The sequence below is a fragment of the Leptospira brenneri genome (assembly GCF_002812125.1).
GTDB classification, from domain to species: Bacteria; Spirochaetota; Leptospiria; order Leptospirales; family Leptospiraceae; genus Leptospira_A; species Leptospira_A brenneri.
In genome coordinates this window covers 620,859-643,219 of sequence record NZ_NPDQ01000002.1, presented here as the reverse complement: position 1 = coordinate 643,219, position 22,361 = coordinate 620,859, and the positions used below count along the sequence as shown (strand labels likewise).

Annotated in this window: 23 protein-coding genes; 10 read left to right on the top strand and 13 right to left on the bottom strand. The window is 38.9% G+C overall.

Features of this window, described 5'->3' with window-relative positions; translation table 11 throughout:
• Positions 1-4: 4 nt before the first annotated feature.
• Genes CH361_RS06415 through CH361_RS06405 form a run of 3 tightly spaced genes read right to left on the bottom strand, consistent with a single transcriptional unit; the run spans position 5 to position 2,837 of the window.
• Positions 5-952: an MlaD family protein gene (locus tag CH361_RS06415; RefSeq protein ID WP_100789970.1), complete on the bottom strand. Its 948-nt coding sequence runs from the start codon at positions 950-952 to the stop codon at positions 5-7.
• On the bottom strand, positions 949-1,716 hold the full coding sequence (locus tag CH361_RS06410) for an ABC transporter ATP-binding protein (protein WP_100789969.1): 768 nt from the start codon (positions 1,714-1,716) through the stop codon (positions 949-951). Before CH361_RS06410 ends, CH361_RS06415 begins: the two co-directional genes overlap by 4 nt.
• The gene (locus CH361_RS06405) at positions 1,713-2,837 is read right to left on the bottom strand and encodes an MlaE family ABC transporter permease (protein WP_100789968.1); all 1,125 of its coding nucleotides are present in this window, start codon (positions 2,835-2,837) and stop codon (positions 1,713-1,715) included. The genes CH361_RS06410 and CH361_RS06405 overlap by 4 nt, the downstream gene beginning before the upstream one ends.
• 87 nt (positions 2,838-2,924) lie before the next feature.
• Here CH361_RS06405 and CH361_RS06400 point away from each other — a divergent pair, with 87 nt between their 5' ends.
• The 9 genes from CH361_RS06400 (at position 2,925) to fliE (ending at position 11,093) form a co-directional block, all read left to right on the top strand.
• Positions 2,925-4,013, top strand: coding sequence for an AraC family transcriptional regulator (locus CH361_RS06400; protein ID WP_100789967.1), 1,089 nt, complete (start codon positions 2,925-2,927; stop codon positions 4,011-4,013).
• A gap of 112 nt (positions 4,014-4,125) precedes the next feature.
• Positions 4,126-4,989: a sterol desaturase family protein gene (locus tag CH361_RS06395; protein WP_100789966.1), complete on the top strand. Its 864-nt coding sequence runs from the start codon at positions 4,126-4,128 to the stop codon at positions 4,987-4,989.
• Positions 4,990-5,135: 146 nt separating this feature from the next.
• Positions 5,136-5,492: a YciI family protein gene (locus tag CH361_RS06390; protein WP_100789965.1), complete on the top strand. Its 357-nt coding sequence runs from the start codon at positions 5,136-5,138 to the stop codon at positions 5,490-5,492.
• On the top strand, positions 5,485-6,711 hold the full coding sequence (locus CH361_RS06385) for an RNA polymerase sigma factor (RefSeq protein ID WP_244279638.1): 1,227 nt from the start codon (positions 5,485-5,487) through the stop codon (positions 6,709-6,711). The genes CH361_RS06390 and CH361_RS06385 overlap by 8 nt, the downstream gene beginning before the upstream one ends.
• A 101-nt stretch (positions 6,712-6,812) precedes the next feature.
• Complete coding sequence (locus CH361_RS06380; RefSeq protein WP_100789963.1) at positions 6,813-7,664, top strand: SDR family NAD(P)-dependent oxidoreductase; 852 nt, start codon at positions 6,813-6,815, stop codon at positions 7,662-7,664.
• A gap of 839 nt (positions 7,665-8,503) precedes the next feature.
• Positions 8,504-9,487, top strand: coding sequence for a PD40 domain-containing protein (locus CH361_RS06370; protein ID WP_100789961.1), 984 nt, complete (start codon positions 8,504-8,506; stop codon positions 9,485-9,487).
• Between the two features lie 234 nt (positions 9,488-9,721).
• Positions 9,722-10,153: a flagellar basal body rod protein FlgB gene (gene flgB, locus CH361_RS06365; protein WP_002975016.1), complete on the top strand. Its 432-nt coding sequence runs from the start codon at positions 9,722-9,724 to the stop codon at positions 10,151-10,153.
• Between the two features lie 10 nt (positions 10,154-10,163).
• Positions 10,164-10,625: a flagellar basal body rod protein FlgC gene (flgC, locus tag CH361_RS06360; RefSeq protein WP_002975027.1), complete on the top strand. Its 462-nt coding sequence runs from the start codon at positions 10,164-10,166 to the stop codon at positions 10,623-10,625.
• 102 nt (positions 10,626-10,727) lie between these two features.
• Entirely contained in the window at positions 10,728-11,093 is a 366-nt protein-coding gene (fliE, locus tag CH361_RS06355) for a flagellar hook-basal body complex protein FliE (protein ID WP_100789960.1), read from the top strand.
• 83 nt (positions 11,094-11,176) lie between these two features.
• On the opposite strand, the gene CH361_RS06350 is transcribed toward fliE, so the two are convergent.
• From CH361_RS06350 to CH361_RS06330, 5 genes are all read right to left on the bottom strand, one after another.
• Positions 11,177-11,656 (bottom strand): hypothetical protein, encoded by a 480-nt coding sequence (locus CH361_RS06350; protein ID WP_100790056.1) that lies wholly within the window; start codon positions 11,654-11,656, stop codon positions 11,177-11,179.
• Entirely contained in the window at positions 11,625-12,557 is a 933-nt protein-coding gene (locus CH361_RS06345; protein ID WP_100789959.1) for an MBL fold metallo-hydrolase, read from the bottom strand. The genes CH361_RS06350 and CH361_RS06345 overlap by 32 nt, the downstream gene beginning before the upstream one ends.
• A 62-nt stretch (positions 12,558-12,619) precedes the next feature.
• Entirely contained in the window at positions 12,620-14,224 is a 1,605-nt protein-coding gene (locus CH361_RS06340; RefSeq protein ID WP_100789958.1) for a glycerol-3-phosphate dehydrogenase/oxidase, read from the bottom strand.
• Positions 14,221-15,072, bottom strand: a complete 852-nt coding sequence (locus tag CH361_RS06335; RefSeq protein ID WP_100789957.1) for an aminoglycoside phosphotransferase family protein — start codon at positions 15,070-15,072, stop codon at positions 14,221-14,223. Before CH361_RS06335 ends, CH361_RS06340 begins: the two co-directional genes overlap by 4 nt.
• A gap of 15 nt (positions 15,073-15,087) precedes the next feature.
• Entirely contained in the window at positions 15,088-16,686 is a 1,599-nt protein-coding gene (locus tag CH361_RS06330) for a xylulokinase (RefSeq protein WP_100790055.1), read from the bottom strand.
• A gap of 220 nt (positions 16,687-16,906) precedes the next feature.
• Here CH361_RS06330 and CH361_RS06325 point away from each other — a divergent pair, with 220 nt between their 5' ends.
• Positions 16,907-18,112 carry an MFS transporter gene (locus CH361_RS06325; protein WP_100789956.1) on the top strand — a complete coding sequence of 402 codons (1,206 nt, stop codon included), beginning with the start codon at positions 16,907-16,909 and terminating at the stop codon, positions 18,110-18,112.
• Positions 18,113-18,637: 525 nt separating this feature from the next.
• Here the strand turns inward: CH361_RS06325 and CH361_RS06320 are convergent.
• From CH361_RS06320 to CH361_RS06300, 5 genes are all read right to left on the bottom strand, one after another.
• Complete coding sequence (locus CH361_RS06320) at positions 18,638-19,003, bottom strand: hypothetical protein (RefSeq protein WP_244279636.1); 366 nt, start codon at positions 19,001-19,003, stop codon at positions 18,638-18,640.
• A gap of 95 nt (positions 19,004-19,098) precedes the next feature.
• Complete coding sequence (locus CH361_RS06315) at positions 19,099-19,788, bottom strand: aquaporin (protein ID WP_100789955.1); 690 nt, start codon at positions 19,786-19,788, stop codon at positions 19,099-19,101.
• A gap of 10 nt (positions 19,789-19,798) precedes the next feature.
• Entirely contained in the window at positions 19,799-20,872 is a 1,074-nt protein-coding gene (locus CH361_RS06310) for a methyltransferase domain-containing protein (protein WP_100789954.1), read from the bottom strand.
• A 263-nt stretch (positions 20,873-21,135) separates the two neighbouring features.
• Positions 21,136-21,633, bottom strand: a complete 498-nt coding sequence (locus tag CH361_RS06305; RefSeq protein ID WP_100789953.1) for a DUF7000 family protein — start codon at positions 21,631-21,633, stop codon at positions 21,136-21,138.
• Positions 21,634-21,704: 71 nt separating this feature from the next.
• Positions 21,705-22,361, bottom strand: coding sequence for an HAD family hydrolase (locus CH361_RS06300; protein WP_100790053.1), 657 nt, complete (start codon positions 22,359-22,361; stop codon positions 21,705-21,707).

Below are 22,361 nucleotides of genomic sequence, written 5' to 3'. Positions count from 1 at the left end.
GTTTTTATTTCCAAAGTTTAGATTTGTTTGGTGCTTCTCCAAAGAGAAACTGAGAAGGATATTTTTTAGCATTTGCTGTGACTTCTTTTAAGTCTTCAGAAGCGATTCGTAAGTTTTCAATCGAAGTAGAAATATCCCCTTGGTTAGAAGCGAGAAGAGTATCAAGGCGTTTTAAAGTTGTTTGCAACTGAGTGATGGATGCATCCAGTTTTTTAGGTAATCCTTGTGTCTCTGGACTTGCGATAAGAGACTTTACCTCAGCATTTGTTTTACGTAAGTCCACAAGAAGACCTGTGGACTCGCGAGCAAGATCTCCCAGTTTTGCTTCTTGGATAGTTTGATTCAGGTTACGAATGAGTTCCCCTACTCCCAAAAGAATTTTATCTACATCTGCCTTTTCTACCTTATCAAAAAATTTATCCACGGTGGCAGTAAATCGAGAGATGGTACTCGGTGCGGAAGGAATATAAATCGTTTTTGGTTCCCACTCGATAGATAAAGGAGGGTTTTTTTCTGGATTGAGATAATCCACTTCTAAATATGCAGTTCCAGTTAATCCCTGTGATGCGAGACGGACCCGTAACCCACTTTGAATCATCCTTTGAACCGTTTTCTTTAAATCATTCCCATATACACCTTTTACAAAGTCAGGGACAGACATTTTAATGAGAACATATCTTCCATAACGAAGTTCTGTATCTTCATTTAGTTTGTCTGAATATTCATTCTGAACGAAAGTAATTTCCTGAACCGTCCCAACCTTAACACCACGATGTTTGACTGGTGACCCAATGTCCAGACCCTGCACGGATTCATCAAAATAAGTTTCAAGACTAACCGTCCTTTGGAAGATATTCCCCGCAGTGAACACTATCAAAAACAGGATGAGTGTAAAAAAACTAACGAGGACAAAAACCCCAACCTTAAAGTATATTTTATTGGATTGATTCATAATGGAGCGTTCTCCTGTGGGATACGATTAAAGAATTGTTTTACAAATGGATTTTTTGATTTTTCTTTCAGATCTTTTGGTTTACCTTCGGCGATAATTCCTTTGGTCGATTTATCTAATACGATCACTCGATCAGCCATAGTAAATACAGAAGGTAACTCATGTGTTACGATTACAAAGGTAACACCCAAAGTTCTCGACAAACGAATGATTAGGTGATCAAGTTCAACACTGGTAATAGGATCAAGACCTGCACTCGGTTCATCCAAAAATAAAATTTCTGGGTCCATCGCCATCGCACGGGCAATGGCAGCACGTTTTTTCATACCACCCGAAAGTTCCGCAGGGTAAAGATGAGCAAAAGGAAAAAGACCTACCATTTTTAACTTAGTGGTCGCAATTTCATTCATGATGGGTAGAGGGAGTTCGGTAAATTCCTCTAAAGGCAGTCGAATATTCTCGAGTAATGTCATGGAACCAAACAAAGCACTTTGTTGGTACATCACTCCAATTCGATTCCATATTTCGATTCTTTTCTTTCCTTCCGCAAGAACGATATCATTTTCATCAATCCATATACGGCCGCTAAACGGAGATGTTAACCCAATCATATTCTTTAGAACAGTAGACTTTCCACAACCAGACCCACCAAGGATTCCAAAAATTTCACCTCGGTTCACTTCAAATGAAATATCTTCCATAATCACTGTTTGGCCATATCCCGTTGTCAGATGTTCTACTCGAATGATTGGTTTTTCTTTCATATTTTTAAGTAGAAATATAAGACGGAAAAAATCCCGTCAAGAATCGATACAAGAATAATGGAACCAACAACAGCAGAAGTTGTGGATTCCCCAACAGCACCCGCACCGGATGCTGTTTTTAGACCTCGGTAACAACCAATAGAAGCAATGATCATTCCGAAAAAATAGGATTTGAGAAGTCCACCTAAGATATCGGAAAGTCCCACCGCAAGATTTACTTGGTTGATAAAAGTAACCAGAGGAAATCCAAAACTAATGAGTACAACCGCCCCACCGATGAGTCCAAATAAATTAAAAACAATGGTAAGAAGCGGAGTCATAAGAAGTGACGCCACCAAACGGGGAATAATCAGGAATTGAACAGGGGGAAGACCCATAGTTGTGAGCGCATCGATCTCTTCGGACACTTTCATTGTTCCGAGTTCTGCCGCAAAAGCAGATCCCGATCTTCCCGATAAAATAAAGGCAGTCATCAGAGGCCCTAACTCACGAAACAAGGAAAGGCCTACCAGGTTTGCGACAAAAATTTCAGCACCAAATCTCCTCATGGGAATCGCTGATTGGAAAGACATAATGAGGCCGAGTAAAAATCCAATCATTGCAATGATCGGAAATGCATTGACCCCCATTGATTCGGCAACACGGAAAGTATCTTTCCAACGAATCTTAGAAGGGTGCAAAAAAGAACGCCAAAACGAAACAGTAAGTTCACCAGTAAAAGTAATTAGGTATTTAAACTCTAATAATGAATCGATGGTAAGTTTTCCAATTTTTTCAGATCGTCGTAGAGAGTTAGCAAAACTGTCTTTGTTTTTTTTGCTATCGTCTTCAGCAATATTCAATCGATATAAAAACTGTTCACCTAATCCATGCAAAACGAACTGGATCCGCATCTTTTCCGATTCCAAACGAATTAACTTCAAAAACGAAATTCCAGAAGAGTCAGATTCTTCTAGATTATTTGCGTGAACTTCTATTTTACGTGGAGGGGTTTTCTTTAGAATTTCAGAAAAGGCAGTCCAGTCTTTACCCGTTTCTTTGGCGGTGAAAACTTTTGGGAGGTGGATCTCTAAGGTGCTACCTTCCCACAAAAAGGAGGATTGTCGTTGAATGGTATCCACGTTTCAAACGTAATTCTAATTCAGAACGAACCCTAGGCAAGTGATTTTATTTTACAATCCAATCGATTGATTAAAAGATGAACCTTGATGCGGAATTTAATCAGCTATTTGATTGTCTTTTCTGCAGGACTTTCTCTTCTCTTTGCATGCGGAGAATTCCTGAGAAAAAATACAACGGGCCAAACCAAAGTCCAAGGTTTGTTATTTCTCTTTGCCGCTATGTTCCAGACACATACCTTTTTTGCATGTACGGGACTTTACTATTTTTTTCCTCATTTTAATTTGATCCATTTGCCTTTTACCGCATGTATTGGAGCCCTTCTCAAACGTTATTTTTCAGAGCTTTGGGAGGAAAGTCCTGATCAAAATCGATTTTCGATTTGGGAGTTAGTTCCTGCAGGTATTGTAACTCTACTTCTGATTCCGTTTTATACTTCTTCTGCAGAGGAAAAAATTGCCATCCTCTCCCGATACCTAACCCAAGGAGTTCCAGTCCTCTTTCAAATCACCATCCTCATCGCAGTTTTGCCTATACTTTATGCAGCTTTTTACGTTTTTTCCAATATGATCAAATACATTCGCCTAGAGAGGTTTAAAAGTTCAGCTCATCTCCGTTTTGTGGGAATTGTTGTAGGGATTGGGGCTTTTGCAAGTTTAGTTGGAATTTATACACTTTTTTTCCACCAAAGGCATGGACTAGAAATTGTATCCACTCTCATCGCCTTACTTCTCATTGGTGTTTATTTACTAAGACAACGAAGTCCTGAACTTTGGGGGGAAGTGCAAAGGATTGTCATCGAAGAGAAAAAATACCGAACCTCTCAATTGGGAGGATTCAACCTGGAAACTCTCCAAAACCAATTGAGAAAACTTATGGAAGAGGAAAGGATCTACCGAGACGAAAGTATCAATTTAGAAAAATTAGCCAAAGAAATGAATCTTTCCGAACACCAACTCTCCGAATATTTAAACCTACATCAAAAAAAGAGTTTTTTTCATTTGGTCAATCACTACCGCATTCGAGAGGCAAAAGAGTTATTTTCCTCTCATCCAGAAAGGAATATCCTAACCATTGCTTATGACGTTGGGTTTCCATCCAAGTCCACATTCTATGATGCCTTCAAAAGGGAAGTAGGTACAAGTCCTAGTGAGTTTAGGAAGTCTCTAGAACACTAATCCGGTTGGGCCAAATCGGAACCTTTTTTTATTCCGGCTTTACCGATCCGGTCGATCCTGTTTTCAGTTTCTGTTAGAATGGATTCAATCTCAAAGCAATTAGGAGAGATCTATGTTTGGTGGACCAGTTCAGTGTGAATTAGTTTTAGATTGTGTGACCAAGATTGGGTTGGCACAAGGTGTATTGAATTTTTTACGTTACTATCCTATCGCAGGATTGGCATTTCTATTATTCTATGTTTGGCGAAAGGATTTTTTTGAAACGTATCGGATTCAGAAAGTTTACCCCAAAGCAGAAAAGGTTTGGAAAGAATTCCGCCAATCGGCAGTGACACTCATTGTTTTCACACTCATTGCGGTGACGAATATCACTTTGGTAAAAGCGAAACTCCTTCCAAGTGCTGTTTACTTTGGGCCTGTTTCTGGTTGGTCAGGGATTGGATATATCTTCCTTAGTTTTGCACTGATTACCATTTGGCATGAGACTTGGTTCTACTGGATGCACCGATTTGCTCATCTAAAAAAAGTATATCCACATGTGCATTCGGAACACCACCAATCTGTGAATCCATCTCCACTCGCAGCTTATAGGTTCCAAGCAACAGAAGCATTTTTAGAAGCAATCTATATTGTTCCCTTTGTTATGGTTGTTCCGATTCATTTTTATGTGTTACTCTTTCATACCTTCTATGCAATGGTATTGAATATTTGGTGGCACTTAGGTTATGAATTTTTTCCTAAAGGTTGGGCTTCTCACCCCATCACCAAATGGATCAACACATCCACTCACCACAACCTCCACCACCAAAAGTTTCAAGGTAACTACTCTCTCTACTTCAATGTTTGGGATCGTTTGATGGGAACTAACTTTCCATACTACGAAACCTACTACGAACAAGTGGTAGAAGAGAGGGAAAGGAAATCAAAAGAGAGAAAATCAAAAACAAAAATAGCGACGGAAGTTTTAGTTTCATAACCTTGTTTTAAAATTAGCAAATTCCTTGGGTTCATTTCTTGCGTAGTGGAATTTGCTAATAAAAAATTCAAAATGATCCAAAGAATTTTTTATATTCTATGTCCCCTTTTTTCTAGGTGAAACGTTTCATTGATACGAGGTAAAAAATGAAAGAATTCACTTTAATTTTCAGAAACAGCAACAAAGAAGGCGAAAGACCATCTCCAGAACAGATGCAAAAAATTATGGAGGAATGGTTGGGTTGGATGACAAACATTGCTGCAAAGGACCAATTGGCAGACAAAGGAAATCGTTTGGCCATCTCTGATGCAAAAACTGTCCACCCTGGTAATCTGGTCACAGATGGTCCTTATACAGAAATTAAAGAATTTATCAACGGATACATAGTTGTCAGAACGCAGACGTTAGACGAAGCAATTGAAATTGCAAAAGACTGTCCTATTTTGAAAATTGGAGGAAATGTTGAAGTTAGAAAAATTGTAACTCCAGATGACAATGGCTAATCAAGGAGTCAGCATTCTTTCTGATTTGTTCAGAAAAGAACAAACTAAAATGACAGCTGTTTTATGCCGTCATTTTAGTTTGAAAGATCTCGATATTGTTGAAGACATTATTGCAGAAACATTCTTAAGAGCTGCAGAAATTTGGCCACAAAATGGGATCCCCGAAAACCCATCAGCTTGGCTCTATACTGTTGCCAAAAATATAACAAAAGATGGTTTTAGAAAAAAAACATCAGAAACTAAAAACCTAAAAAACATAATCAATTTAAATTCAGAAGAACTTCCTGAAATTAGTTTTGAAGAAAGTTTAATTACCGATAGCAAACTCGCAATGATATTCGCCGTTTGCGAAAATTCGATTTCTCCAAAAAGTAGGGTTTGTTTAAGCCTACAAATCTTATGTGGTTTCAGCGTAGAAGAAATTGGATTTGCTCTTCATTCCAATAAAGAAGCTATAAAAAAAATTTTGTTTCGAGCAAGAGAACAACTACGCCAATCCAACTTTGAAATCAAAAATCTGACAATTGATGAAATCCAACTAAGGATGGACTCCGTCCTTTTAACAATTTATCTTTTATTCAATGAAGGTTATTCTTCAAAAACAAAAGATTCTGTGATTCGTTTAGATTTGATTAAACAAGCAATGAATCTTGGCCTCTCTCTTATGGAGACAGAACTTACAAAAACACCTGAGTTACTCGCTCTCATGTCACTTTTTTGTTTTCAGGCATCACGATTAGATGCCCGGACCAACGATCATGGATCTGTTGTTATTTTCGCAGAACAAGATAAATCAAAATGGGATCAGGAACTAATACAAAAAGGGAATGAATATTTTTTAGAAGCATTTAGCCCAACATCACGATCAAGATATCATTATGAAGCAGCCATTGCCTACTGGCATACGCAAGAAGAATCCTTAGAAAAGTGGAAGTATATTCTCAGTATTTACGATAGTTTCTTAGAAATTTACAGTTCTCCCTCAGTGATCTTAAATCGAATTTTTGCCTATTCCAAGGTAAACGGAAAAACAAAAGCCCTGGAAGAAGTAAAAAACTATTCCGATTATAAAAATCGCGATTACCATTCTCTTCTTGGTTATTTGTATTCTAATTCTAAAAATGATCTAGCTTCTATGCACTACCAAAAAGCAATACAATTGACCAAATCAAGTAAGGAAATTCTACTTCTAGAACAAAAGATCAAAGAACTAATATAAAAGATGAATCAATAAACAAAACACTCAAATGGTTCCTTTTGATTAAGCAGTTGACCGTTCGTCACCTTAAGCTGTATCTAACAGCAATCAGGGGAAAGTTTATGGTTTATGATATCAAAGATAAAGTAGTTCTCATCACCGGTGCTTCAGGAGGGATTGGAGCGGCCTGCGCACGAGAACTGTATGCCCAAGGAGCTAAACTCGTTTTAACCGATATATCTCAAACTTCAGTAGATGCATTGGCATCTGAATTTTCAAAAGAAAGAGTTCTGGCAAAAAAGATGGACGTAACTGATTGGAAATCCATACAAAAAGTTTTCGAACTCACTCTTTCCACCTTCGGTAAAATGGATATTGTATTAGCCAATGCGGGAATCTCTTGGAAAGAATCTGCTTACACTGTTTTTAATTGTGATGCGAATGAATTTGAAAAAATTTTAGACGTGGATTTACTCGGTGTTTGGCGGACAATCAAAACCACCTTACCTGAAATTGTTAAAAATAAAGGCCAAGTGGTTGTGACCTCATCTATCTATGCATTCACAAATGGAATGTGTAATGCACCTTATGCAACCTCCAAAGCAGGAATCGAAATGTTGACAAGGTCACTTCGTGCAGAACTTGCAGGCAGAGGTACCAGTGCGAGTGTTTTATATCCTGGTTGGATTGCCACTCCACTCACGGAAGGTGTTTTTGGAGGCGATCATTTAACAACAAAGATGCGAGAAATTGGATTTCCGTTTTTTTTAAGGAAAGCCATCCCTCCAGAAGTAGTTGCCAGATCTTTTGTCAAAGGACTCACCCGAAGAAAAGCAAGAATCATTGTTCCGGCTCGCTGGGCTCCCATCCAATTATTCCGTGGGATTGTGGGAATTTTTTCTGATTGGTTTTTAGCAAATCACAAACGCCTCCAATCCATGGTTCTCGAATTGGAAGCTAGGACAAAAAGATAGAAACTCGAAAGAATGATAACAAGACTGCCAAAGTGAAATCGCAGATTTTGTGAACCAATCAGCGGAAGTCGCATACATAAATGGTTGTCAATCCTTTCGAAAAAATCTAAAACTACCTCAGAAGATTAAAATGAAAACTACTTTGATTGTTCTTTCTGGAATACTCTCTTTCATTCTCTGGGGTCTAGTACTTAGCTTTTCTCTTGTAATTCTCGGAAATTTTATAGAAGAGGGGCTGATTGAAAAATTGCCTATTTCGTTTGTAACCTCAACCTATATACATCTGATTCTATTAATCCTTTTTATCTTTTATTCATTCAAAAAGAGAACGAAACAAAATTGGATCACCCCTTTCTTTTTGATCATTATTTTAACAAATCTGATCTCTCTTGCTACTTTAATTCTAAGTAACCCTCAAGTTTTGAATGTCCAAAAAAAATCCCTCGATTTTCTTTCAAAATGGAACCTTACTGATGTTATTTTTTATAGTTTCGTTTATATCAAAACAATTCTTTCGATTTTTTAATCAGTATTCATGAATTCTTATTTTCCAGTATAAAATATCTTACTTAGCAATTCTGATCCTAAGAAAATAACTAGTTTCACTACTATAGAATCAAACAAAAAGAATTCTCAACGATTCAAAGTAAGTTTCTTTCGAAAGTCTTGTTTGTCCTTTTATAGTTAGTTGCAAAGACAAGCGGCTTACTCCTTATCATCAGTTCCCAAAGTAACCGGCTCACCTTTTCCACCGACTTTCAATCGATAGTAAATGCAACAAAATTGCATTTACTAGTTGCAACATAGTTGCTTTTGCGAAAATTGGTTTTAGAGGTTTTATGTTTAAATATCTAGTATTGTTCTTATGCAGTTTTGGAGTGGTTGGTTGTGGGACTAAGGATGACGACAAAGTCGGTGATTTTGTCTTGGGTTTGGCTCTTTTCAATGCGATGAGTAATGACGGTACGATTGCTTATGCTTTTGATCCTGACAAGGATGATGAAATTTATCTATATAGCCCCAAGGAAAATCGAACCATCAATGTCACAGAGAATGTGGGGCGAGATTTAGCACCGCGTTGGAGTCCATCAGGTACTAGTCTTGCTTTTAATAGTCGCAGAACGACTCACGGACACAATCGACCTGAAATTTACACTTTAGATTTTCCATCAAAGACGGTGAGAAGAATCACGAATACTGCCGCACCCGATGAAAACCAACGCGCCGCTTGGTTTCCCGATGAAACTGCAATCGTATTCCAACGCGGAACTTATTTTGCACCATCGAAACTTCGGTTGGTCAAACATGATTTGCAAACAGGGACGGAATCTACCTTATACGAAGGAGGTGATAAACTCCATGCAGCTCCAGGAATATCTGCTGATGGAACCAAACTCGTTTTTCAATCTAACAAAGACTTTGCGGGAACATTTCCATCTAGACTATATATGATGGATTTAACCAATTCGCAAGTTTCTAATTTTGCACATCCCGATGTAGATTTAGGCTCTGATGCTGATCCGAAATGGTCTCCTGATGGAAAGTGGGTTACCTTTACTTCGGCTCGTAGTGGTGGTGGAGACTATACTCATATCTATATTACAAATGTGGAAACAAATGAAGTCTCACAACTCACTTTTGGGAATTACAATGATTCTGCACCAGACTTTTCACCTAACGGAAAAGAGATTGTATTCCAATCCAATCGTTTCACAGAATTTGGGTTACATATCGTTTCAGTGGAATCAAAAGCAGTGCGATATATCCGAGCCGGCAGGACTCCGGTTTGGTCGAACAAATCCCTCGCAGAACTCGGATTTTAGTTCTCATCCCCACGGCAGGGATCGAGCGGAAATCCCTCCCCGAATGGTTTTATGGTTTTGTCCATACAGCAGAAAGTCTAGGGAGGATTGGAGGGAGAGCCCGACCCTGCCAGCGCCCCTAGCCTCGTTTTTCCCAACCATTGGGGCCGCCAAAAAAAATCATACAGAAGGGACATAAAATGCTTTAGGGGGAAGAAAAACCGGTCGATTGGGAATGTAGAGAGGAAGAGAAATATGTTTGAAGCAACACATTTCATGAAAACTCAAGACCTTTTGGAACGAGGCCTTGGAGCCGCGACCCAAAGACGAAAAGTGATTACAGACAATATCGCCAATGCGGACGTTCCTAACTTCAAACGTTCGGAAGTGGTTTTCGAATCTATGCTGAAACGTGCGATCGAGTCGGAAAAAATCGAAAAGGACAAAGCAGTTCCTACGAAGATCACAAACGACCGTCATATTGAATTTTTTAAACCTTTAGACTACCGGGATGCCAAACCCAAAACGAATTTGGATTATCTGACTACAATGAGACCCGATGGAAACAACGTGGACATTGAAAAGGAAGTGGTGGAAGCCAACCAAAACCAAATGAGTTACAGCCTTATGATTGATCGTTTGAACCAAAACAACCGCCTTCTCAACATCGTAATGAGGACCAACTAAGGAGTAAGTTATGGGAATGTTTGATTCGATTAATATTTCGGCCACTGGACTTTCTGCGCAAAGACTCCGGATGGATGTGATCTCCAATAACATTGCGAACTCAACCACAACGAGAAATACCAATGGAGATGGCCCTTTTCGTAGAGACCGCGTCATCCTAACACCGATTAACTTAAGAACCAATTGGAAAAGCCCTGTTTATCCTTTTGGTGTGGCTCCTGGCGAAGGCAAAGGAGTGAAGGTAATGAAAATCGAAAAGGATATGAGCCCTCTTCGTTTGACTTATGATCCCACCCATCCCGACGCCATCCAAACTGGCCCGAAAAAAGGATACGTCGAACTTCCCAATATCAATATCGTTACAGAGATGACTGATATGATTTCGGCTTCCCGTTCTTATGAGGCCAATGTCCAACTCATCAATGGTTCCAAAGCCATGATGAACAAGGCCATGGAGATCGGTCGGGCTTAAACGTCCGACCCAGACCCCATCATTTTCCCTTTTTTTAATGTGACATAATTTTTTTCTTTAGGTTTTCTCGATTTGGCCGATGTTTAGAATGAGGAAACACCCATGGCCATTGACCGCATTTCCAATATGAGTTCCCAAACCTACAAACCCTATTCCCTTCTCCCGCAAGGAGACAAGGTAGGAATCTTTCGTTCTGATGAACGCCACTATGGAAAAACCAATGAAGCCAAGTCCCCTGATGAAGTGGCTGGAACTTTTGGGGATGCTTTGAAAAAAGCCTTTGAACAGGTGAATGACCAACAAGTAGAAGCAGATGAACTCACACAAAAAATCGTTTTTGATCCGAACTCTGTGGAACTTCATGATGTGATGATTGCTGCAGAAAAAGCAAGGATCTCTCTCACATTCGCAAAAACCATGTCCGATGGATTTGTCAGAGCTTACAGAGAACTCACAACTCTTAGATAAAAATTAAATCACTAATTCACTGAATCGGAATGTGTCAATAGATGCATATTCTTAAGAACCATTTCGATTCGCTAAAAAATGGGTTATGGCGTAGGGCGACCAAACACGCGCTCTACGGCCTCATACCGAATTTCAATTTTGTCACTGGGACTCACGCGAACACCGCGTTTCATCTGCACTCCATCCATCCTTTCCTCATTGACATAGACCACCCAACCCGCTGTCCAGGAATTTGATTTTCCATTCACTTCCATAATTTCTTCTGTGCGGGTTGTCGAAATAAAACGCATGGCTGGGTCTTCTTTTTTGGATAACTCTGCGAGTAAAACGAGTAGATCTTTGGATTCAAACATTGAAGAGGGAATGGATTTGGTTTCTTCAAAATCCTTTGATAGAAAATGAATTTGGATTTGAGGTTCTTTGGAAATTTTTGATTTGGATGTGAGAGAACACTGGGACAAAAATAAAACAACACCCAAAGCAAAAACAAAAGAGAAAACAAAGGAAAAGTCTTTCAACAAAAATCGATCCTTAACTTTTTGTTTGGTTCTTTTCAAACGCATACACCAAACCTTGTGCATTGAGATTCACATCCAATCGTAATAATTTCCAATCCAATTCGGTAAGCGTAATGGAATGTTTGTTTGCAAGAGTTTGGATCATATTTTCTACTTTTGATTCCATCAAAGGTAATCTTTCTTCTTTGGTTACATTTCCCAACTGCGATATGGCTTCCTGACAAAGACTGAGTCCTTCTTTTAGATCCTCTGCCTTGCCTTTTAAATCCCCGATGGGACCAAAATGAGTTAAATAAGCCACCTCAGCTCCTGTTTCTAAAATTAGATCGAGAGAACGTTTGGCTTCCACAGAATCAAAGTCAGTGGGTGTGGTTGTTGGGAAAATAAAACGTTTCCCATTTTCTAAATGAGGATAAGAAATTCCAAAAGAGTCTCCCGTATAAATCCCATTTGTTTTCCTATCATAAATACAGAAGTGATGGTTGGCATGCCCTCTAGTATAGATAAACTGAAAGGAATGATCTTGCCAAGTAAGCCATTCCCCATCTTCCATGATCCGAATTCTTTCTTTGGGGATGGGTTTGATTTCGCCGTATAAGGAATCAAAATTCTCTTTTCCATACACGGATGTTGCACTTCTTATGAGTAAACTCGGATCCATCAAATGTTTGGCGGTTTTGGGATGAGCCAGTAGGATTGCATTAGGACAGGCTTCGAGTAATGCCCAGGCTCCCCCGGCATGGTCCAGATGGACATGGGTGACAATCACATAATCTAAGTTTTGTGGTTTAACTCCCGAAGAATCCATGGTTTTTAAAATCCTAGGGATGGCGTGAGTGGTATTGGTTTCCACCACCACTCCTCGACCTTCTTCTTCTATCAGATAAGCCGATGCCACTTCCGGGAAGTTTGCATATTCGGTATCAATGGTGATCACTTTGCCCATACATAAAAAGGATAAACGGGAAAAGTGATCCTTGTCAGCCGAAAATTATAGGACGGGAAGAATCAAACAGGTAATTTTAACGTTTTATAAATTGTTTCTGTTTCTTTCTTTTTTGTCTCTCCCGACCAATTCCATTCTGTAGAGGCTGTATCAATGATTGCCTTCATAATTTCATCGGAAAGGATACCCAAAGTTCCAAGCCCTGTTCTTCTTAAGAAAACGTCACTGAGGGATTTTGCCATCTCATAACGAATCGCATAAACTACTTCTGCTAAGATCTCTCCGTCTGGATTCAAAACAGCTGCCAGATTTTTGTTTTTTCTCGCAAGTTCCAAAATGATTTCGTAATGTAAGCCGTAGTGACGAATCAGATAATCGATCGTTTTTTCAGAAAAATCAGTATTTTGTTTCTGTGCTCCTTGGATGAATATTTCCACATTAGGAATCTGCGAAGCATATAAATACTGTTTTGCGGAAATATTAGGTGTGCTTTTCTTATGTAATTTCTTTTGAATCCGTTTCAAGATCGATTCTGCAAAGTGCCGGCTAGTTGTGTATTTCCCACCAGCAGCAGTGATTAACCCTTCTACTCCATCCCTTGAATGATCATAAAGTTCCGATCTTCTAGAAGCAGAATAAGTATCATCAGAACTTTCCACCAGAGGACGAAGGCCACCGTAAGCAAAAACAACATCATCAACAGATAACTTTTCTTTGATATGGGAAGTTTCGTTGATATAATCAATTAGTTCAGAAATACTTTCTTTTGTTAATTTCCAATCTTCCACCTTACCGAAGTAAGATTTTTCCGTTGGCCCAATCATAGAATGACCTCTCCACGGAGCAAAACTAAAATGCCCTTTACTTCCCACATAAAGTGTCATTATATTTGTTAATTTTTTTGTGATGATATAAATCCCTTCCGATCTTTTTTTCGGCATTGGTTGTTCTGTTTTTGGAGATTTGGAAAGGATTTCATGAGTCCAAGGGCCAGAAGCATTGATGGTTACCTTTGAACGAATTTGATGTTCTTTACTTGTAATGGCATCACGAACTCGTAAACCTACTACTTTTTGATCCTGCCAAAGCAGATCCTCAACAACAGTGTAGTTGGAAAGTTTGGCTCCATAAGCTGCTGCCGATTTCAAAAAACTAAGAGTTAATCTTTCAGGACTCAAACAGATTGCATCATAAAAGTAGGCAGCATCTTCAAAATCGCCTAAATTCTTTTCGAGCAGTGTTTTACGTTTATAATATTTATGATTCGGAATTTGTTTGGATTCATCCCAAGTCCACTTACTATCAAAAGATAAAAGGTCATACACGAAAAGCCCGAGCCTTGCAACAAGTCCAGGTTTTGGTAGTACCATAGGATAAGGATAAACTAAATTGGGTGCTATGTTAGAGAGAATTCGTCTTTCTTTGAGTGCTTCTCTGACAAGACCAATCTCAAATTGTTTTAGATAACGAAGTCCACCATGAATGAGTTTCCCGGTCGCAGCCGATGTAGCTCCACCGAAATCTTTTTTTTCAACAAGAGCAACCGTATAACCACGACTTGCTGCTTCATAAGCGAGAGCAGCCCCAGTGATTCCTCCACCAACGACGGTCACATCAAACTCTTCTCCTTCGTATGATTCGACAAAACGATCCAGCTTCAAATTCATACCTTCCCTCCAAGCTCCACCAAACGACTAATTTGTGATCGTAACCTCTCTCTTTCACTTTCGATGTTCCAAAGACCCAAACGGAGAATGAGGGCTGGAAGCCTCCAAGCGGCAATCTCTGCATCGGTAATTCCGCTTAAATGTTTATATGCTTTCAGATACCCGCGGAGGATAAACTTGCGAATGAGAGTATAAAAAATAATTTTTAATTTAGGAGTTCCCGGCCAAAGTTCGGCATCCGTAAACAAAAGAAATGTAAAAGCTACATCAGCTGCTGTATTTCCCTTGGCTGCCGTCATCCAATCAATGATGATTTCTTCTTTGCCTTGGACGATTACGTTTTCAGGATGAAAGTCCAAATGAAGAATAGAATTACCGTTTGGCAATCCAGCAATGTATGATTTTACTTTTGCCTTTTCTCCTGAACTTAAAAAAGACAAAGGTTCTGACGACAAACATCCATTCAATACATCTTTGATATCTTTGTATTTATCAGATTTGATTTGGTGGATTCCGTAATGCAGACGAGCGAGCGTTCCCGCAATATTAAACAATTCCAGAGGATTTTTATCAGGAAGTTTGGTGAGAGAAATCCCTTCCACTCGGTCAAAAATGATTCCGAACCGATTGTCGACCTTGGCCTTTCCATAACATCTCATCTTAGATGCTTTTTGATTGTAGGCTTCAACAGTATTCTCTACTTCTAAATCAATTTCTGATTCCTTTGCGTCAGGAAAAAATAGCTTTAGAATTTTATGATCTTCTAACGCATACAAATCCGCCGACCTGCCTATGGCAATTGGTTTTCCTAGACTTTCTTTTTTGAATTCTATACTCTGTTTCCCCATACCGTTTCCCCAAACTTATCTATTTAAATTGGCAAAGTTTTTCTGATTACTTTTATAAAGATTTTTAAAGACCTTAAAGTTTCTATCATAGATTTTTTTATGGTCCGCATCCGGAATCCACCTGTCCAAAATAGGTATCATAGACTTGATCTCTTCGTATTTTTGAATTTTTCCAATTCCAAAAGCCACGATAGCTGCCGCTCCCATGGCGCCAACGTTTTCCGGGTGAACCACCCTTTCAATGGTTTTTCCAGTGATGTCAGCTAACAGCTGACAGATAAATGCAGACCTTGCCACACCTCCCACAAACCGAATTGTATGAGAAGTATGCATTTTGCTATTTGAAAGTTCAAGTATCCAACGTTTATGAAAAAGAATCCCTTCCACAACAGCCCGGATCAGAGTTCTTTTTCCAGTATTCAAACTAATGTTAAAAAATATCCCTCTTGCTTTTGGGTCTTCAAAAGGACAACGGTTTCCATGAAGCCAAGGTGTAAAGATCACTCCATGGGAACCAGGATCAGTGTCCTTAATCGAATCAAACATAAACTCAAATAAACTTTCGTAAACTGCATCAGGCCCATCAGTGATTTTCTTTTTTTCTAAATAAAGATCAATTTCATCAAGAGCCAAGTGGTCTTTTACCCATTGCAAACATTTACCTGAAGTTTCTTGTTCGCCAAAATAATTATAATAACCTTCTCTGGCACCAACGATAGAAGCAATCCTTGCACCAATATCAACCGTTCTCTTTTTTGTCACAGTGGATATCCATCCAGAAGTTCCAGCATAGATATGAGTGTCACCTTCGCTAACAGCACCGGCGCCCACACCAATAAGAGATGCATCTCCACCGCCACCAAAAACTGCGATATTTTCTCTGAGTCCCAAATACTCTGCCGCTTCTTTCGTGAGTCCACCCACGCGGTCAGATGAATTGATGATCTTTGGCAAATGATCCAACCGAACTCCAAACAACTTACAAAGCAAACCACTCCAGTTTCCTTTGCCTACCCTTGAGTTATATAAAAAAGTAGCAAAGGCTGAATCTCTCGTCATCACCGCTTGGTTTGTACAACGCGCGATTAAAAATTCTTTTACATCAAACCACCACTTTACTTTCGCAAAGACCTCTGGTTCATTTTTCTGCACCCATTTGTATTTCCAAATGGGATCTTTCACACTCGCAGCCACCGCACCCGTGATCCAAAGAGATAACAGTAGTTTAATGGCATTAATTCCTTCAATTTTGAATCCATGGACAATACCGGCTTTCATTTCCTCCGTAGCTCTTTGGTCCATATAACTCATGGCAGGCCGAAGGACTTGGAAATTAGAATCAACAAGCACAAGGCCTTGCATCTGGGAACAAAAGGAAATTCCTTGGATGGACTCGGGACTTATTTTAGATTGTGACAAAATCTGAGCCGTTGTTTCCTTCATGGAAAACCACCAGTCTTCTGGATTTTGTTCAGCACCGCCGTTTTCAAACAGTTGGATCGTATATTCCCTAGTGGCTGACTGCACGAGCTCCAAAGCCTCTGACATCCGGAAGAGACAGGTTTTGACTCCGGTGGTTCCTATATCATATGTAAGAATGTATTCCGATTCCATAAAGACTCCCGAGAAGTCACCCCAATCAAAAACCATCCGAAATCGAATGTTTGTCGTTTTTCTCCCGAGAACGGAAAAAAGTGAGTGATCACTCACAAAGATTTAGAATCATCAGCTCGGATGGCAAATCTTTTTCGCTCAGAACAAACTCCACAGAGAATTTATTCCGAACGAATGATCCAAAACCAAATCTAAAGCTCTTAAAGAAAGGGAACGAAAAATGAGCCAAAACCAACCAAAACTCTATCCATATCGTTGGGTCGTACTGTTTGCTTATATCGTCATCACTGCGACCATTTGTTTACAGTGGTTGACTTACGCTCCTATCGCCAGAGATGCCAAAGAGTTTTATCATGTAAGCCCTCTTCAGATTGATTTACTCTCTCTCGTATTCCTCGGAGTTTTTGTTTTCATCGCTATTCCTGCTTCTTACGTCATTGATACTTATGGAATCAAAAAAGGTGTTGGGCTTGGAGCTATACTAACAGGTGTTTGCGGGTTACTCAAAGGGATTTACGCTGCCGATTATACAATTGTCCTTATCTGCCAAATAGGTTTGGCAATCGCACAACCCTTTCTACTGAATGCTGTTACAAAAATTAGTGTACTCTGGTTTCCCATCCAAGAAAGAGCAACCGCTGTGGCACTCGGAACCTTGGCGCAGTTTTTAGGAATCATTCTTGTGATGATCCTGACACCCATCTTACTTCAATCCGGAAATTCCATTCCTGAAGTCATGATGATTTATGGTTTTGTTTCTGTGGCATCAGCCATTCTTTTTCTCATCCTTATCAAAGAAAAACCTCCCACATCTCCAAGCACTCATGGGGAAGATCACGAACTCCCCTTTTTGGAAGGACTTCGTTTTTTATGGAAACAAAAAGACATGAGAAAGATTTTATTTTTATTTCTGATTGGACTCGGAGTCTTTAATGCAGTGAGCACCTGTATTGATCAGATTTGCGAAATCAAAGGACTCAACATTGACGAATCTGGACTTGTTGGTGGAGTGATGCTCATTGCAGGAATCATCGGCGGAATCATCGTACCTCCCATCTCCGATAAATTACAAAAAAGAAAATTATTTCTCATCATTGCCATGGCAGGATTTTTAGCAGGCCTTAGTTTATTCACTTTATTCCAAGGTTTTATATTCTTACTCACCGGTTCTATTGTGATTGGATTTTTTCTTTTGGGAATTGGAGCACCTATCGGATTTCAATATTGTGCTGAGATTACTTCACCAGCTCCGGAATCCACTTCCCAAGGATTATTACTCCTTGTCGGACAAGTTTCTGGAATTTTATTTATCTTAGGTCTGAACTTTTTGGGAATGATATCCTTTCTATATATCCTTCTCATTTTATCACTGATCAATTTTGTAATGGTGTTTTGGTTAAAAGAATCTCCGTTTATGGAACCTTAAAGTTTTCTGAAATGTGGGGCGCCTCGAATTCGTTAGGTGCCCTACATCTTTTACAAACCCGACCGCGCTATCCGCTCCAATCTTTCCCTAAAGGGAAAGGATTTCCGCTACTATCGCTGGCGCATACAAATACTTTACCTCCCACTTGATTATTAGACTAAACCTTGTTTGTTTGTCATACACGACATATAGGCAGGGGTAATACACAGATAAACCTCGGTATTAAAACGATTAGTTCTCAAACAGTGCTGTAGCTTCGATTGCGGCCAACAAATCCATCACAGTAAATGTATTATGTGGCAATCATCGCCGAAATACGAACTTTTGGGACCGATTTTTTTTGTGTTTTCCAAATATGATTCACAAAACAATGCATATATGGTAGAAGGAGTCATTGGGTGGCGGGTGGATAACCCCTCCCAGTCTCAATAGGGCGGGGAAATTATACAAATATATCCCCGTTCTTTTCTCACGATCATCTACCATAAATTCTTGGATTTATTTTAGAATGAATTCTCATGCATTCTATCTTTCCAACAAAGAAGCCAACGAATCATAACCAAACAAATGTTTTGCAGTGAAAAAAACGAAACATCCAAAAGGGATTTGAGTCACCAAACCCAAAAGGATATTTTGGTTTGTGGCAACTAACCCGTATGATAGATTGATTAGAATATCAAAAATCATTATGATGACCGCAAGAAGAATCGCAAAGTGATAATGTAAAAAGAAGAGGAAAATCACAATAGGGTCTAAGAAAAGTAAAGAAGTCCAAAAGACATTAAACACCATGGGTGCAAATGTATAACCCAAAAATCCTAAACGGAAAGTATCAATTGCATGAGATATGGTTCCGACTCCAAATCCAAGACAATAAACCAATACAATCAACAGGTTGATTGTATTTAATGATTTTATCGGATTCGATTTCCTGAGCCAATCCACCCACTACTTTTACTCACGAATCACCTTGTCGTCAAGTTTCTTTAGGATGTTGTACTTTTAGATCTACCTGCTTTAGTAAGCACAGTTAGAATGAAAAAACTTAAAGCCAATCCTAAGATTTGAGAAAGAATGAATCCCAAACTATCTTCTGGCCGAATTCCAGCAAAGGTATTCGAGAGAGTTCTTGCAATAGTGACCGCTGGATTGGCAAACGAGGTGGAGGAAGTAAACCAATAAGCAGCAGTGATGTAAGAACCCACCAGTGCTGGTACTTGTAAAGGATTGTGGCGCAAACCCAGGACAATCGTCAGTAGTAGTCCAGAAGTCGCAACGATTTCAGAAATCCATTGTGCCATACCTGTCCGAATATGAAGGGAAGTCTGTAGAATTGGCAATTCAAAGAGAAAATGCGAAAGCCAAACACCCAAAATCCCGCCTAATATCTGAACAATGATAAACAAAATTGTGTCTTTCTTTTTCTTTTTTTCTGAAAAATGAAAATACAAACTGACAATCGGATTGAAATGAGCCCCAGAGATTGGCCCAAACAAATGAATCAAAACATAAAGTCCAGTTCCTGTTGCGATTGCGTTGGCAAGTAGAGCGACAGCAGCGTTTCCAGAAGCCAAGGACTCCCCCATAATTCCCGATCCGATGACAATCAGCAAAAGAAAGAGAGTCCCTAAAAATTCCGAGAGTAGTTTTTGGAAGTTGGTATATTCTAAATTCATGTTTTCCGAATTAACAACAAGCCCCTGCTGACCCATTAGAAGAACCATTTTGATTAGAAAGAACTGCTGGTGACGGACCACAATCGAAGAGACCAAAATGTTTTGATTTATCCCCGATAATTGTGAAATGATCTTTGTAGTGAGTTTTCGAAAGCATATCTGCTGAATTTCCACAAACTAACATAGGTTTGCCTGTTTCTAGTATATGGTGGTCATCTAAAGTAAAATTATGAGGCAAATCTGGAATCGTTCCATTGTAAAATGCCACTTGACCAAAATCTTCACATTTATCTTCCAATGGAATTTTGAATGCACGAAAGGTAATGGAATAAAAATTGATGTTCCCCACTTTTTTAATAATCTCATCATTTTGTAATTCGAGTTTTGATTGGGACACTACTCTAAAGTCATAAATCCCCAATTGAAAGAGTAATCTTCTAAAATCCTCTGTATACAAAGCACCACCTAAACATTCACCAATAAGAACCGGATCTTCCGCTAGTTCTTTTGGAATCCGTTTATCGGCAAAAACATCACTAAAATACAATTCTCCACCAGGTTTTAAAACACGAAAGATTTCGGTAAAAACAGATTTTTTGTTAGGTGAAAGATTTGCGACACAATTAGAAACAACTAAATCGATGGAATTATCTTCAATTCCTGCTGATTTTAGATCTTCAATATATCCTTTATGAAAACTCACGTTGGATTTTTCGTAACCGAATATTTCGCGATGGTATTCGATGTGAGACTGAGCTACTTGTAATTGTTCTTCAGTCATATCGATCCCTATGACTCTACCACTTTGGCCAACAAGTTTAGAAAGAAGATACACATCTCGACCGGAACCAGAGCCAAGATCAAGGACAATCCTTCCCTCTAAAAGCGGCGGAAAAGGAGAACCACATCCGTAAAATTTCTCCTTCACTTCAGGATGGATTTGGGCTATCACTGATTGGTATGCTTTAGGAATCGCTTCCACACTGCAACAAGCGGAAGTCTTCAAGTCCTTATTCGATTGCAGGACTTTTCCATAATAATTTTTGACAGTTTCCAAAGTGATTTCATCGGTAGAAGTGGACATAGATTTTCCTAAACAACAGAAGGGATAGAGACAAGTTTATATTCTATCCCAAGATTTCAAGAGATTCCAATATTTGTCGGATAAACAATCAAGCAGACTGTACAATGGATTCAACTTGAATTTTTAGATTTCGGAGTTTGTTTCAAACCTAAAAACAAGCGGAGATCATACAAAAGACAAAAACTGATACAAGGAAAGTAAAACCCAAACATTCCCTGACTTACCTTTTGAATCACTCAGACTAGATAGGAAAACAGATTGAATTATTTAGTCAGTCTGCTTGTTTTGATATCTTTCATAATCTCATCCGTTACATGAACCAATCCATCCTCAATCTGCTTAGAGAGTTTGTCCAAATCATTAAAGTTTGGATTTTCAACGAGAACCGTCTCAAGAATGGAATATTGTGGTTTGGTGGTTCGTTTTTTGTTCCACTTCGTATTTTTAAAGTATTCCCAATACCGTTCTTGAATGGGAATCGTTTGTCCCAAAAGCCAAACTTCAAATTGCATCTCTAAATGGTTTAAAACAAGCCCCATTTTTAACTTTCTATCTTTTAAAAATTGATTGGAATAATAGAAATAGGTATAGTCCATATACCCTTGGAAGAGACTCCCAAAAGAATAACTTTTAGAAAGATTTTTAGATAAGTTTGTTCCTAGTTTTGTTACATATTTTACAAGGCCCGTGTATGCTTCCCGGATGTCCCCGATTTGCAGCTGTTCTTTGTAGGAATTTACACAATCATTAAAATCTTTCATAACTTTGACCCCTTTGACTCTTCTGGTGACTCATCATAAAAAGTAGATATAGGTAATTCAAACTTCTGAAACTAACTAAAGTTTTTTTGATTCAACAAATAATCTTCTAGGTCCCGAAAACTTCTTACAAAAGAAAGGTTCCTTGCCTGAAAATAAGGGACATGCCGATTGTCATGTGCAATGCCAAGGAAATGAAACCCAAACTTGCTAGAGGATTCATGATCCGCCGGGGAATCACCAATATAGATGACCTCGTTCTTCTCTATATTTTCATTTTTCAATAATTGAAAAATGGGTTCAAAAACATTCGGATTTGGTTTATGAACATTTGTATGCTCAGCAGCTTGAATCCTTAAAAACAAATTTGTATCGATTTGAAGTTCCTTCAATTCGCGATGGACAACCTTTTCGCTGGAGGAAGTGACAATCCCAAATAAAAAAGAGTTCTGAAATTGATGAATAAAATCAAACGCATTGAGATGAGGGACATTCAAATCTTTTTTTGAAAATTCCACATAAACACTCCAAAGATAATGGATATCTGTAGAGAATCGCCCAAAGAGTTTTAGTAAAAATTCTTCGGCGGGAAGTCCCCAGGCTTCATCAATTTCCTTTTCTGTGACTTTAGTGTTAAAGATTTCATTGGACAGTTTATCAATTGTGTTGTAACGAGTTTTCCTCGTTTGGACTAATGTATCATCGTAATCAAATAAAATCGCTTTTATCAT

Coding starts and splice junctions, on each gene's coding strand:
- CH361_RS06415 (WP_100789970.1), bottom strand. CDS start 952: ATGAATCAATCCAATAAAATATACTTTAAGGTTGGGGTTTTTGTCCTC.
- CH361_RS06410 (WP_100789969.1), bottom strand. CDS start 1,716: ATGAAAGAAAAACCAATCATTCGAGTAGAACATCTGACAACGGGATAT.
- CH361_RS06400 (WP_100789967.1), top strand. CDS start 2,925: ATGCGGAATTTAATCAGCTATTTGATTGTCTTTTCTGCAGGACTTTCT.
- CH361_RS06395 (WP_100789966.1), top strand. CDS start 4,126: ATGTTTGGTGGACCAGTTCAGTGTGAATTAGTTTTAGATTGTGTGACC.
- CH361_RS06390 (WP_100789965.1), top strand. CDS start 5,136: ATGAAAGAATTCACTTTAATTTTCAGAAACAGCAACAAAGAAGGCGAA.
- CH361_RS06385 (WP_244279638.1), top strand. CDS start 5,485: ATGGCTAATCAAGGAGTCAGCATTCTTTCTGATTTGTTCAGAAAAGAA.
- CH361_RS06380 (WP_100789963.1), top strand. CDS start 6,813: ATGGTTTATGATATCAAAGATAAAGTAGTTCTCATCACCGGTGCTTCA.
- CH361_RS06370 (WP_100789961.1), top strand. CDS start 8,504: ATGTTTAAATATCTAGTATTGTTCTTATGCAGTTTTGGAGTGGTTGGT.
- flgB (WP_002975016.1), top strand. CDS start 9,722: ATGTTTGAAGCAACACATTTCATGAAAACTCAAGACCTTTTGGAACGA.
- flgC (WP_002975027.1), top strand. CDS start 10,164: ATGGGAATGTTTGATTCGATTAATATTTCGGCCACTGGACTTTCTGCG.
- fliE (WP_100789960.1), top strand. CDS start 10,728: ATGGCCATTGACCGCATTTCCAATATGAGTTCCCAAACCTACAAACCC.
- CH361_RS06350 (WP_100790056.1), bottom strand. CDS start 11,656: ATGCGTTTGAAAAGAACCAAACAAAAAGTTAAGGATCGATTTTTGTTG.
- CH361_RS06345 (WP_100789959.1), bottom strand. CDS start 12,557: ATGGGCAAAGTGATCACCATTGATACCGAATATGCAAACTTCCCGGAA.
- CH361_RS06340 (WP_100789958.1), bottom strand. CDS start 14,224: ATGAATTTGAAGCTGGATCGTTTTGTCGAATCATACGAAGGAGAAGAG.
- CH361_RS06335 (WP_100789957.1), bottom strand. CDS start 15,072: ATGGGGAAACAGAGTATAGAATTCAAAAAAGAAAGTCTAGGAAAACCA.
- CH361_RS06330 (WP_100790055.1), bottom strand. CDS start 16,686: ATGGAATCGGAATACATTCTTACATATGATATAGGAACCACCGGAGTC.
- CH361_RS06325 (WP_100789956.1), top strand. CDS start 16,907: ATGAGCCAAAACCAACCAAAACTCTATCCATATCGTTGGGTCGTACTG.
- CH361_RS06315 (WP_100789955.1), bottom strand. CDS start 19,788: ATGAATTTAGAATATACCAACTTCCAAAAACTACTCTCGGAATTTTTA.
- CH361_RS06310 (WP_100789954.1), bottom strand. CDS start 20,872: ATGTCCACTTCTACCGATGAAATCACTTTGGAAACTGTCAAAAATTAT.
- CH361_RS06305 (WP_100789953.1), bottom strand. CDS start 21,633: ATGAAAGATTTTAATGATTGTGTAAATTCCTACAAAGAACAGCTGCAA.
- CH361_RS06300 (WP_100790053.1), bottom strand. CDS start 22,361: ATGATAAAAGCGATTTTATTTGATTACGATGATACATTAGTCCAAACG.